The organism is Colwellia sp. MB3u-55 (assembly GCF_014076785.1).
GTDB lineage: Bacteria > Pseudomonadota > Gammaproteobacteria > Enterobacterales > Alteromonadaceae > Colwellia_A.
The window spans coordinates 75,952-88,586 of sequence record NZ_JACGUS010000111.1; the positions used below are offsets into that span (position 1 = coordinate 75,952).

Below are 12,635 nucleotides of genomic sequence, written 5' to 3' on the forward strand. Positions count from 1 at the left end.
AAACAAGTCGTCTATTTACTCTTGCTGCTGTGACTTCATATAAGCCATAGCTTTGCTGACAAATTTCTCACCTTGTTTTGATCCAGAAGATAAAGCTGCTTGGCCTGCTTCATCGGTTAACTGTGACCACTGTCCGCGCACGGATTCTGGTGTTTGTGACGATTGTGGGATAAAACAACCTTGAGTTTCAAACATGCTTGCACTTGAGTAACCGCCCGCACCTGCACATAAAATAAAACGGGTCGGCGCATCGTCATCGCAAAGGGTTAGCAAACCAGCCGTTACCGCTTCAGGAGCAAATGCTTTTACAATTTCTTCAGGCATTAGGTCCTCAGTCATACGAGTGCCAGCGGTTGGGGCAAGCGCATTAATCCTAATGTTATTTTTAAATCCTTCAATCGATAGCGTATTCATTAACCCTAAAACTGCCATTTTAGCCGCGCCGTAGTTAGCTTGGCCAAAATTACCGTACATGCCACTGGATGACGTTGTCATCACAATACGGCCATAGTTTTGTTCACGCATGATATCCCAAACAGCTTTAGTACAATTAACGCTGCCCATCACATGAACATCCATCACCAAGGAAAAGTCTGCTAAGGTCATTTTAGTAAAGGATTTATCTCTTAAAATACCGGCATTGTTGATTAATATATCAACACGGCCCCATTTTTCCATGGCTTGATTAACCATGTCTTGTACCTCATCAAAGTTCGCAACATTTGCGCCATGGCTGATGGCTTCTCCACCATTTTCTTCAATTAAACGCACGACATCTTGTGATGCTTGTGAAGACGCTCCGCTACCATCGCGCGCGCCTCCTAAGTCATTAACAACGACTTTTGCGCCACGAGCAGCAAGCGCTAAAGCATGCGAGCGACCTAAACCATTACCTGCGCCGGTAACTATAGCGACTTTTCCTGTAAAACTGATTGTCATGATATTTCCTTAAAATACTTTAAAATTACTTTTTACTCTTATTATTTTACCATTTGTACTGAAATCCACTGTGCAACTAGCGCTGGTGTTTCACTGCCTTCAATTTCAATACTCACTTGGGTAGACAATCGATATTGTCCTGGTTTTTTTTCTTCAATCGCCAAGGTTGTTGCATGTGCTCGTATACGGCTATTGACCGCAACGGGTTGCAAAAATCTCACTTTGTCAAAACCCGCATTTAAGCCCATGTAAAATCCGTCAATAATAACGCTAAAGTCTTTAGCAAAATGAGAGAGCATTGATAGCGATAAGAAACCATGGGCAATAGTAGTGCCAAAGGGTGTCGCTTTTGCCTTTTTTTCATCAACATGGATAAACTGATGATCGAGTGTACAATCAGCGAATTGATCAATTTGTTGCTGAGTAACTAAGTGCCAAGGCGTTGGTTTAGCTTGAAAACCTATATAATTTGCTAATTCTTCTTTGTTAATTATAGTTGGCATAAGGTGTCTCTATTATTTAACTGTTATTTTAATGACTCTTTTAAAACCATTCAGCTTTCATCTGATAAGTGCTGTCATCACTTTGTATCAACAACGCTGACCATAACGCTATTTGCGGTAATTCAAATCTGTAGAAATACTGTAAGGTTTGCAGTTTTCCTTGATAGAAATTTTCATCACTTTGGTGTGGTTTATTTTCAAGCGCTTTCGTGGCAACAAGGCCTTGTTTGAGCCATAACCAAGCGACGATCACATGTCCAAACAACTCGAGGTATTTAACCGAGTTAGCTAAAGCTAAATCAATGTTTGTAGTGGTCATTGCCCTTAATAGCGCTTCAGTAGTTAGCTGTAAACTTTTTACCGCTGTTGATAGTTGTTGGCTAAATTCAGTTAAACGTTGATAATGTTTGGCTTGTTCTATCGTTATATTTATTTCAGTTAATGTCGCTAAGTATCCTGCCATCTTATTCATTGGCACCTTTCGCGTTAACAAGTCCAACGACTGAATACCCGTTGTACCTTCATGAATCGCGTTTAAACGATTATCACGATAAAATAATTCCACGGGGTGTTCATTAATATAGCCATGACCACCGAGTACTTGAATGGCCAGGTCATTGGCTTTAGTGCCGTACTCAGAGGGCCATGTTTTAATAATAGGGGTAAGAAAGTCTAGTAAGAGATGTGCGTGCTCTTTTTCTTCAGCACTAGCTGCTGTTTTCTCATCATCACTCAATTGTGTGCCATAAAGTACTAATGAAAATGCGCCCTCTGCGTAAGCTTTTTGTGCGAGAAGCATTCTTCGTACATCGGCATGTTCGATAATATTAACCATAGGTGATAGTGGATCTTTACTCGAGGGCAAACGACCTTGTGGCCGATTTTTAGCATAATCTAATGAGTACAAGTAACCTGCTATACCGATAACCGCCGCACTGGTTCCAACCATAATGCGTGCTTCATTCATCATATGAAACATATATTTAAGCCCTTGGTTTTCTTCCCCCACTAAGTAACCAACAGAACCGTTCTTTTCTCCAAAACTCAACGAAGTGGACGTTTGAGCCCGCCCGCCCATTTTATGAAATAGTCCAGATAAGGCGACTTCATTGTCATCGCCAATGGAGCCATCGTCATTAAGCAAAAATTTGGGCACAACAAAAAGTGAAATACCTCTTATACCTTTTGGCGCGCCCGTTAATCTCGCAAGCACTAAGTGAACAATATTTTCACTAAGATCATGATCACCACCCGATATATAAATTTTATTACCACTAATGCGATAGCTACCGTCTTCGGCCTTAGTCGCTTTAGTGATTAAATCACCTAAGCCTGAACCACTGCCCGGCTCTGTCATCGCCATTGTGCCCATAAAACGACCCGCACGCATCGGTTTTACCCACTTTTCAATGAGCTCTCCACTGCCATGCGCGCTAAGTAAGTTAGCATTCGCGGTGGTTAACATGTTGTAACCTAAGCCGACACCTCCAGCGACAGTTAAATATGAAGTAGCGATGCTGGCAATGATTGGCGGCAGTTGCATACCACTGGTTTCATAGTCTGCGGTCGCTGAAGATAAACCCGAGGCAATAACAGCATCAATAGCGGGTTTGAGCTCAGGAATTAAATGTACCTTTTTACCATCAAACGTCGGTTGGTGAGTATCAAGTTTTTGACGAATAGGTAAAAAGTGTTTTTCTGCTATAGTTTTAGCCGTAGCAATTACTTCGTTAAATGTATGACGGTCATGATCTTGATAACGCTCTCTTTTTAAAAGAGACTCACTATCAAAGAATTCATACAGCATAAATTCAATATCTCGTTGATTCATTAATTCACTGGCCATAGGGGTCTCTTCTTATTAACTATTTAAAAAAGTAACACAAAATCATTGTTTACTGCGCTGATACACCGCCATCAATCGCGATACATTGCCCGGTCATATAAGTGTTAGCGGGTGACAGCATCATTAGCATTACGGCAACAACCTCTTTAGGCTCGGCTAAACGTTTCATTGGCGCACCTAAACTCATTTTACTTTGCATACTTTCATCAGCCATGTCAGTGACCATTTTAGTTAAGGTAAAAAAGGGACATATCGCATTGATACGAATATTATGACGACCATATTCAACTGCGCCTGTTTTTGTTAAACCAATAACCGCATGCTTTGCCATAGAATAAGCTGCAACTTTTGCTGCACCACCAAGACCTGCCATTGAGCTAACGTTTAAAATGGCGCCACCTTGTTGCGTTAGCATCTGCTTAATTTGATGACTCATGCCAAACTGCACCCCTTTAACATTAATGGCAAATTGTCTATCCATCAGGGCTTCGTCAATTTCGTGTAAGGCATGAAAATCATGAGCAACACCTGCATTATTAACACCAATGTCAACACGGCCAAATTTTTCAATAGCTAAGTCGACCATAGCTTTACAATCTGCATTGTTAGCAACATCGCATTGAAGTGCGAACACCTCAGCGCCTGAAGCTGCAATATCGTTGGCTACCTTGTTAACACCTGCTTCGTTAATATCACTGATCACTAACTTAGCACCACGCTGAGCTAATTCTTGGGCTAATAACATACCAAATCCCTGAGCAGCACCCGTAATAACAGCAACTTTTCCGGTAAAATCTAATAATGGATCCATTTTTTTTCCTTAAAATATTATTTGAACGTGTTTATTGTCATGGTGCTAAATTGAATAGCTAGCAGCTATTTTCTGACCTTTTCTTGCGCTATTATCTCAAGAGCCATCAGTGCTAGAGGTTCGACAAACTGACCAATTTTACTGGCATTTTCATTCGACGCATTGCCCTGTGACGCTCTTTTGGCAACACCTTGAACAATGGCGGCTAACCTGAAAAAACTAAAGGCGAGATAAAATGTCCAGTTATCTATCTTTTCAATACCCATACGCTGACAATAGGTAGCCACATATTCTTCTTCTGTTGGAATGCCCAGACTGGCTCTATCTACCCCTTTTAAGCCATCGATACTACCAATACCTTGAGGCATACGTAATCCCATACATTGATAGGCTAAATCAGAAAACGGATGTCCTAAGGTTGATAGCTCCCAGTCAAGAATGGCTATAATTTCTGGTTTGTCTTTGGCAAACATCATGTTATCTAAGCGAAAGTCGCCGTGGACTAAACAAACTTTGCCATCATCTGCGGGTAAATTAACTTCAAGCCATTGGTTTAACTTGTCCATCGCTATTATTTTTTTGAGTTCTGAGGCACGGTATTGCGCGCACCAACGATCATATTGACGTTGAAAATAATTACCTGCTTTTCCGTACTCACTTAAGCCAACACTTTCAACATTGATGCGATGTAAAGCAACCAAAGCATTATTCATTGCGTCATACATTTTACTGCGATATTCATTAGTTTTGACTTCTGCTAATGAGGCACTCCAATAAACGCTACCATCACAATATTCCATCAGATAAAACATCGAGCCAATAATGCTAGTGTCTTCGCAAAGGTGATAAACCTCAGCGACAGGAACGTCTGAAGATTTTAACGCGGCTAGCACTTTATATTCACGGTCAACCGCATGTGCTGATTTTAGGAGTTTTCCTGGTGGTTGGCTGCGCAAGACAAATATTCCTGACTGCGCTATCACTTTATAAGTTGGATTAGATTGTCCACCTGAAAATTTATCGAGCGTAATGGGACCGATAAAACCATCAAGATGAAGCGCTAAATAAGCGGTGAGTTTTTCAACATCAAAAGGTACGTTTGCTGCCATGTATTTATTCTCTTTCAGATTTAAGACGATTAATTTCAATAATCATTTAATGTTATGTCGATTTCTTTACTAAATCTCGTCCAAGTTGCATCATGTGAACTTGATCAGGACCATCTGCTAAACGCAAGGTTCTTTGAGCCGCATATGCATGCGCTAAAAAAGTATCCTGACTAACCCCTACCGCGCCGTGACATTGAATAGCTCGATCAATAACATCAAGCGACATATTCGGTGCAACTATTTTTATCATGGCAATAATATCTTTCGCCGCTTTATTACCTTCAAGGTCCATTTTTTGCGCCGCTTTTAACGTCATCAAACGCGCTTGTTCAATTTGACAAGCTGAAATAGCAATATCTTCGCGTATTGATTGTTGTTTTATCATCGGACGACCAAAGACAATACGTTCATTAACACGCTTACACATTAAATCTAACGCGCGTTGAGCAATACCAATCGAACGCATACAATGATGAATACGACCAGGACCTAAACGCCCTTGCGCGATTTCAAATCCTTTACCTTCAGCAACAATAATATTGTCGATAGGCACTCGAACATTTTCAAAAATAATTTCGGCATGCCCTTCTGGCGAATCATCATAGCCAAACACCTTCATTGGGCGAACCATAGTGACACCGGGTGTTCTCATTGGCACTAGCACTTGCGATTGTTGAATATAACGATTTTCATTGTCGGGGTCGGTTTTGCCCATAACGATCATAATTTCACATTGTTTACGGCACGCGCCACTGATATAAAACTTTTTACCGTTGATGACATATTCATCACCGTCACGTTCGATACGTAATTCAATATTGGTCGCATCACTTGAAGCAACTTCAGGCTCTGTCATGGCAAAAGCGGAACGGATTTTCCCTTCAAGTAGCGGCTCTAGCCACTGTTTTTTCTGGGCTTCACTGCCATATTTAGCGAGAACTTCCATATTTCCTGTGTCAGGAGCCGCACAATTAAACACTTCTGGCGCCCACATCACTTTACCCATAATTTCAGCTAAAGGTGCATATTCTAAGTTAGTTAAACCAGCACTATATTTGCCATAACTCAAAGGTAAAAATAAATTCCATAGCCCTTCTGCTTTTGCTTTCGCTTTTAGCTCTTCCATTAACGGCGGTGTTGACCAAGGCTCTTGTGCAACTTGTTCATGCATTTTCTGTTCAGCAGGATAAACATATTTATCCATAAATAAATTTACACGATTTATTAATGCGTTAACTTTGTCACTGTATTCAAAATCCATGAGAGATCCCTTTAATTTAATAGCGCCCGTTTACTAACGAGTGCAGTGAGAATTTTTTTGTCACGATATTCAAAAATCATTGTCGGTTCAAAGTTGATTAATCAACCGACAATTGACTTAATTTATTTAACTTAACTTCATTAACGCTTCTTTATTAAATGGGGCTATTTGGTCTTCTTTTTTATCTCGTATTTTGTTGACCCACTCTGGATCAACTAATAACGCTCGGCCAATAGCAACCAAATCAAATTCATCATTATTTAGGCGCGTTAATAAACCATCAATTCCGGTTGGGTTAGAAGCACCGCCCAGGTCCATACTACCTTCACCGGTGAAGTCACTGTCGAGCCCAACACTGCCCACGGTTATTACCGGTTTATGGGTTATTTTTTTCGTCCATCCGGCTAAATTCAGCGTCGAACCTTCAAATTCTGCTAACCAAAAACGGCGGGTGCTCGCATGAAATATATCGACCCCAGCATCACTTAATAGTGTTAAAAAAGTCGTTAACTCTGCGGGTGTTTGGCAAAGTTTTGCATTGTAGTCTTGTTGCTTCCATTGAGAAAATCTAAAGATAATAGGAAAATCTTCACCAACAGCGGCGCGAATTGCTTGAACAATTTCAACACCAAAACGGGTACGATTTTCTAATGAACCTCCATAGCCATCATTACGTTTATTTGTGCCTTCCCAGAAGAACTGATCAACCAAGTAACCATGAGCACCATGAACTTCAACGCCATCAAAGCCGATATTTTTAGCGTCGAGAGCAGCTTGTGCAAAAGAAGCAACAACTTCTTCAATATCAGCTTGGCTCATTTCAATGCCATTGGGGGTACCAGGTTTATATAGGCCAGATGGACTATAGGCAGGTACTGATTTATCGGGGCCAATACCTTCTTTTCTCACTGAGCCAACATGCCAAATTTGTGGCACGATTTTACCTCCAGCCGCATGTACCTCATCGACAACATGTTTCCAACCAGCTAAAGCTTCTTCACCAAAAATAGCCGGAACTCGCTCATAGCCATTAGCCGCTTTATGCGAAATAAAAGTACCTTCGGTAATAATTAAACCGACATTACCTTCTGCTCTTCGTCGATAATATTTTGCTACATCGGTATTGGCAATATAGTTAGGCGAAAAGGTCCGAGTCATTGGAGCCATAACCGTACGATTTTTTAACGTAAGTGCACCTGATGAAAATGATTCAAAAAGTTTGGCTGAATTATTATTACTCATTGTGTTTCCTGAAATTTATTAATATTAAATATTGCAGCAGACAAATTAATGCCAACGGTTGCCAAAGCCTTGTTCATAACTTTATTACCTAACCAATTAAATAACCACCATCAACGTTAATCGCAGTGCCTGTCGTGTAACTTGATGCATTTGAAACTAAGTAAAGTACAGTGCCAGCCATTTCTTCAGGCTGCGCAATACGCTTCATCGGCACGTGATGCAGCATTTGTTCAAGTATCTTGGGATTATTGACTAATGTTGACGCAAATTTTGTATCAGTGCCGCCGGGTAATAAAGCATTAACTCGAATATTAAATTGAGCACACTCTTTGGCAAAGGTCTTAGTCATAGAGATAACCGCGGCCTTGGTAATGGAATAAATCCCCTGAAAGTCACCAGGAATAACACCGTTAATAGAAGCTACATTGACAATAGCGCCACCATTATTTTCTTTCATTAGCTTTGCCCCAATAACAGACATGAAAAAATATCCGCGAATATTCACGTCGACTGTTTTTTGAAAAGCACTTAAATCAGTATCTAACACATGGCCAAAATAGGGATTTGCCGCAGCGTTATTAATTAAAATATCAAGCTTGCCATGTTGTTCTTTAATCAAAGAAAAAATGTTTTCTATTTGGTCCATTTCTCCAATATGACAAGGTATAGCTTGAGCGCTGCCACCTGCGGCAATAATATCGTCAACAACAGTTTGGCAACCTTCAACTTTACGGCTAGAAACAATGACATGTGCGCCACTTTGCGCCAATAATTTAGCTATTTGCTCACCAATGCCACGACTTGCGCCAGTAACCAAAGCGATTTTTCCTGTTAGATCGAATAAGTTAATCTTGTTCATGTTAAGTCTCCTTCTTAGTTGCTAATATTTTATCGATTATCTAAACGTCACCCAGTCTTCACCTGCAAGGGTCAAATGACTATAATTGTTAAAATAATCAATGCTTAAATTCTTCTCTGAAAAGAGTAATTTAGTAACACCAGTATTGCGTGACTGTTGATTGATGATTAATGTTTTTTCATCAGATAAGCCTAAAACATGCTGAATAATGACAGCTATGGTGCCACTTGAAGTAAAGATACAAATATTGTTTGTATGTTGATGCGCTTGTGTCGTTGTTTTTCTTGCCGTTAGTTCTTGCTTAATGACATCTTGCAATGCGCTAATACAACGTTTTTTAAATTGACTCCAACTTTCTTTATACTCATTGTCGTGCTTGCCACTTGTCCACCGGAGCAGTGCATTGGCAAACTCTTTTTGAAAAGCTTTATTTGCGCTCGGATGTTTACTCATTATCGTAGCCATTTTTGAAAAATCTTTCCATTGTGCATCATAACAAGTTAACAATTCTTGATGATTAAACTCATTAAACCCTGAATGCAGTATCACGTGTGATGGTTCACTTTCATAACCCAGTAAGAAGTGTTCTAGGGTTTGTCCGTGTCGCAGCAAATCACCCGAGTAAATTTTTTCTGGTGCAGACATGGCTTGCCAATACTTACCCAATAAGCGCGATTGTTCACTGCCTTTTTCAGACAAGAGGTCGTAGTCGGCTTTACCAAAAGAGGCTTGCCCGTGACGTATAAGATAGATGGCCGTCATGCGTTTACCCTTTCACAAAAATAGGTTGCGGTTTTAATAGCGCGCTTATTATCATCTTCATCATTAATTGAGATTCTTTAAATATCTGTTTTTTCTATATATTGATATTAATTGCCAGTAAACAATTAAACAAATGAATAGTTATTATGACCTACTATTCATCTTATAAATAAAGAAGCCGATATATAATAACGATTGATTAAATATATGACCCTAATTAAATTAAATAATAAACTTAATGATTAACTATTCATTTTATGAATACAATGGCAATATTAATTTATTATTTTACGAATTAGGTTGAAAAATAACGATGAAAGTCGACTTAAATTTATTTGTGGTCTTCGAAGCCATTTACTGCGAAGGCAATATTACCAAAGCAGCATCAGCACTGAATTTATCACAGCCAGCAGTGAGTCACTCTTTGAGTAAACTACGCGCACATTTTGACGATCCACTTTTTGTGAGACAAGGCAATGAAATGCGTCCTACTGTAGTGGCTAATAATGTAGTTGCAGATGTTCGTGAAGCTTTACGTCAATTACAAATATGTTTAGCACAGTCAAAACAATTTCAACCGATGACCTCGCGTAAAAGTTTTACCATATCCTTGCATGTTGCCTTAGAAGCTTCTTACTTGCCGCCTTTGATACAGAGAATTCATAAAGAAGCGCCCTGGGTAAATATACAAAGTAGCCGCCGAGTTAATCGCCATGAACTGGAAAACAAACTCGCCAGTGGCGACATTGACTTAGCCATAGATACTTTATTACCCGTTAGCGACAATATATTACACACCCAATTAGAAAAAGATAAATTAGTCGTTATTGCACGTAAAAATAATCCACAAATTAACGCAATACTCGATTTAGAAAGCTACTTGGCGATGGACCATATTTTAGTGTCGTCGCGTTCTACAGGACCAAGCATTGAGGATTTCGAATTAGCTCGTCTTGGATTACAACGTAAAATAGGTTTGCGTTGTCAGCATACATTTTCAGCATGTCGGGTTATAGCAGGTAACGATATGTTACTCACGGCAACAGAAACAACCGCTAAAATGTACGCACAATTACTCGATTTGGTTATATACCCATTACCTGTAACACTACCTGATATTGATATGCATCTTTATTGGCATACAAACCTAGACTTTGAACCCGCTAACAAATGGCTTAGAAATAAAGTCATTCAAGCAACACCCGGCGTTTAAAGGCCCTTATTGCTAGATATACCCTTTGCCTAACGCCAAAAATAGCGCAAAGGGAAAATATCGATACTCAACGAACTCACCTACTAATACTACCGTCTTTTTATCGGCAGTAATTAGCGACAACCTGACTTAAGTCAAAGTATAACAACGCTGTTCTATTATAATAATGAGTATATCAATCGCTTATTATTGTCTTTTATCGGTTTAAATTTTACCGTTAAGGCTGTTTAAAACCGTGTTACAAAATCCATACTACCTTAGCGAACTTATTTTATTACTTATTATCCATCTCGATAGGGCAGCTTATGTTTGAGATATTTACCGATTTAGCCACATGGTTAGTTGTTGATATATTTGGCTTATCTAGAACAACAAAACTAGGCGATGCCCTTCATTTTTTTATCGAAGACACCACTAAGATATTCTTTTTGTTATTGATAATGATCTACGCTATTGCTTTATTAAGAGCGTCAATGAATGTTGAAGGTATTCGTGATTATTTAGCCGGTAAACATTCAAGGGTTGGTTATTTACTTGGCTCAAGTTTTGGCGCAATAACGCCGTTTTGTTCTTGCTCGAGTATTCCAGTATTTTTGGGTTTTACATCAGCAGGGATCCCTGTGGGTATAACGATGTCATTTCTCATTACATCACCACTGATAAATGAAGTAGCAGTATTGCTGTTACTTAGTTTATTGGGATGGAAGTTTACCCTGCTTTACATTGTGGTTGGGATGTCTGTTGGCATATTAGGCGGTATTTTTCTTGATGCCATCAACGCTGAACGTTGGTTGCAATCTTTTGCCGCCAAAGCGTTAGAACGCGGTCAAAACACGGTAAGAGTTAAAGCTAAACAATCTGCAATATTATCGTTGAAACAAAGACATACTTTTGCAAAGGAAGAGCTCAGCGAAATTTTTGGACGAGTATGGAAATGGGTCATCGTAGGTGTAGGGTTAGGCTCAGCTTTACATGGTTTTGTTCCCGACGGTTGGATTCATGCGCATTTAGGCGATGGGCAATGGTGGTCAGTTCCTTCTGCAGTTTTACTTGGCATACCTTTATATTCTAATGCGACCGGTGTTATTCCTGTCATGGAAAGTTTACTTAAACAAGGTCTTCCTGTAGGTACCACAATGGCTTTTTGTATGAGTACTGTAGCTGCAAGTTTTCCTGAATTTATCTTATTAAAGCAAGTCATACAATGGCGGTTATTGGCGATTCTTTTTATCCTATTGCTTAGTGCATTTACTTTAATTGGTTGGACATTTAATTTTTTAAGCTCCTTTATTTAACACCTAACTAAAGAGAAAATATTATAAAAGAAATAAAAGTACTGGGTACTGGCTGTACTAAATATATAAAGACTGTTGAAAAAATTTCTAAAATAGCTAAAGAACTCAATATTAACGTTCTGGTAATAAAAGAAACAGACCTCGAAATTATTATGGAATATGGCGTAATGACTACCCCCGCAGTTTTAATTAATAATGTTAATGTCCATAGCGGTTCTATCCCAGACAGAGATGCTATTCGGTCATGGTTAATCAACTAAGTGTATCTGGCAAGTGATACATACGGCTTAATAACTAACAGATAGCATTATCAAGCTGTAAGCAATGTTATATAAAAATCTATCATTATGCCTGTTAAAGCATTTACTTTACGTAAAATCGCTAAAAAAGATTTTTGAATGCATCCCAAATACCTAAAGATTCATTTGGAAAAAAATCTATTCCTAACCATGATTTTAATAAATAAATTAACAAAAACACACAACCAATTATGGCTAAACCAAAGACGAATATAAATAATAAAAACATAGCAAAAGCAATAAAACGTTCAGTGTGTGTAAGCCCCCTTCTATTAATACCCACTAGAAAAACAATATAGAAACTCCAAGGGAGAAAAGGCAATGCTAATGTAGGTCTAAAATCTACATTGTGACTTCGCCAGTCTTGCGAACTAATGCTTTTTTGTAATGCTTTGCGTTGTTTATAAGTGAAACTTTCTGCAACAGATTTATCCATGCCACTTAATAGCTGATTAACTTTTGAGCTATCATCTGATTTATTATTACGCGCCATAGT

13 protein-coding genes are annotated in these 12,635 nt (G+C 39.0%); 3 read left to right on the forward strand and 10 right to left on the reverse strand.

What is annotated here, in order from left to right; translation table 11 throughout:
* Positions 1-15 precede the first annotated feature (15 nt).
* The 9 genes from H4J66_RS09120 to H4J66_RS09160 form a co-directional block, all read right to left on the reverse strand.
* The gene (locus tag H4J66_RS09120; protein WP_070376881.1) at positions 16-939 is read right to left on the reverse strand and encodes an SDR family NAD(P)-dependent oxidoreductase; all 924 of its coding nucleotides are present in this window, start codon (positions 937-939) and stop codon (positions 16-18) included.
* Between the two features lie 41 nt (positions 940-980).
* Positions 981-1,442, reverse strand: coding sequence for a MaoC family dehydratase (locus H4J66_RS09125; RefSeq protein WP_182173467.1), 462 nt, complete (start codon positions 1,440-1,442; stop codon positions 981-983).
* 40 nt (positions 1,443-1,482) lie between these two features.
* The gene (locus H4J66_RS09130) at positions 1,483-3,288 is read right to left on the reverse strand and encodes an acyl-CoA dehydrogenase (protein WP_182173470.1); all 1,806 of its coding nucleotides are present in this window, start codon (positions 3,286-3,288) and stop codon (positions 1,483-1,485) included.
* A 49-nt stretch (positions 3,289-3,337) separates the two neighbouring features.
* Positions 3,338-4,099 (reverse strand): SDR family NAD(P)-dependent oxidoreductase, encoded by a 762-nt coding sequence (locus tag H4J66_RS09135; protein WP_182173473.1) that lies wholly within the window; start codon positions 4,097-4,099, stop codon positions 3,338-3,340.
* Positions 4,100-4,164: 65 nt separating this feature from the next.
* Positions 4,165-5,208: a phosphotransferase family protein gene (locus tag H4J66_RS09140; RefSeq protein WP_182173476.1), complete on the reverse strand. Its 1,044-nt coding sequence runs from the start codon at positions 5,206-5,208 to the stop codon at positions 4,165-4,167.
* A gap of 52 nt (positions 5,209-5,260) precedes the next feature.
* The gene (locus H4J66_RS09145; RefSeq protein WP_182173479.1) at positions 5,261-6,469 is read right to left on the reverse strand and encodes an acyl-CoA dehydrogenase family protein; all 1,209 of its coding nucleotides are present in this window, start codon (positions 6,467-6,469) and stop codon (positions 5,261-5,263) included.
* Between the two features lie 126 nt (positions 6,470-6,595).
* Positions 6,596-7,711 (reverse strand): NADH:flavin oxidoreductase, encoded by a 1,116-nt coding sequence (locus H4J66_RS09150; protein ID WP_182173481.1) that lies wholly within the window; start codon positions 7,709-7,711, stop codon positions 6,596-6,598.
* Between the two features lie 88 nt (positions 7,712-7,799).
* A complete protein-coding gene (locus H4J66_RS09155) occupies positions 7,800-8,570 on the reverse strand; it encodes an SDR family oxidoreductase (protein ID WP_182173486.1) in 771 nt (256 codons plus the stop codon).
* 36 nt (positions 8,571-8,606) lie between these two features.
* The gene (locus tag H4J66_RS09160; protein ID WP_182173487.1) at positions 8,607-9,332 is read right to left on the reverse strand and encodes a histidine phosphatase family protein; all 726 of its coding nucleotides are present in this window, start codon (positions 9,330-9,332) and stop codon (positions 8,607-8,609) included.
* 313 nt (positions 9,333-9,645) lie between these two features.
* Between H4J66_RS09160 and H4J66_RS09165 the strand changes: the two genes are divergently transcribed.
* The 3 genes from H4J66_RS09165 to H4J66_RS09175 all read left to right on the forward strand — a co-directional run bounded on the left by H4J66_RS09165 (position 9,646) and on the right by H4J66_RS09175 (position 12,100).
* Positions 9,646-10,545, forward strand: coding sequence for a LysR family transcriptional regulator (locus H4J66_RS09165; protein WP_182173488.1), 900 nt, complete (start codon positions 9,646-9,648; stop codon positions 10,543-10,545).
* A gap of 305 nt (positions 10,546-10,850) precedes the next feature.
* Positions 10,851-11,840: a permease gene (locus H4J66_RS09170; RefSeq protein WP_182173491.1), complete on the forward strand. Its 990-nt coding sequence runs from the start codon at positions 10,851-10,853 to the stop codon at positions 11,838-11,840.
* A gap of 23 nt (positions 11,841-11,863) precedes the next feature.
* Entirely contained in the window at positions 11,864-12,100 is a 237-nt protein-coding gene (locus H4J66_RS09175; RefSeq protein WP_182173579.1) for a thioredoxin family protein, read from the forward strand.
* A gap of 121 nt (positions 12,101-12,221) precedes the next feature.
* Here H4J66_RS09175 and H4J66_RS09180 read toward each other — a convergent pair whose 3' ends face one another.
* On the reverse strand, positions 12,222-12,632 hold the full coding sequence (locus H4J66_RS09180; RefSeq protein WP_182173493.1) for a hypothetical protein: 411 nt from the start codon (positions 12,630-12,632) through the stop codon (positions 12,222-12,224).
* Positions 12,633-12,635: the final 3 nt, after the last annotated feature.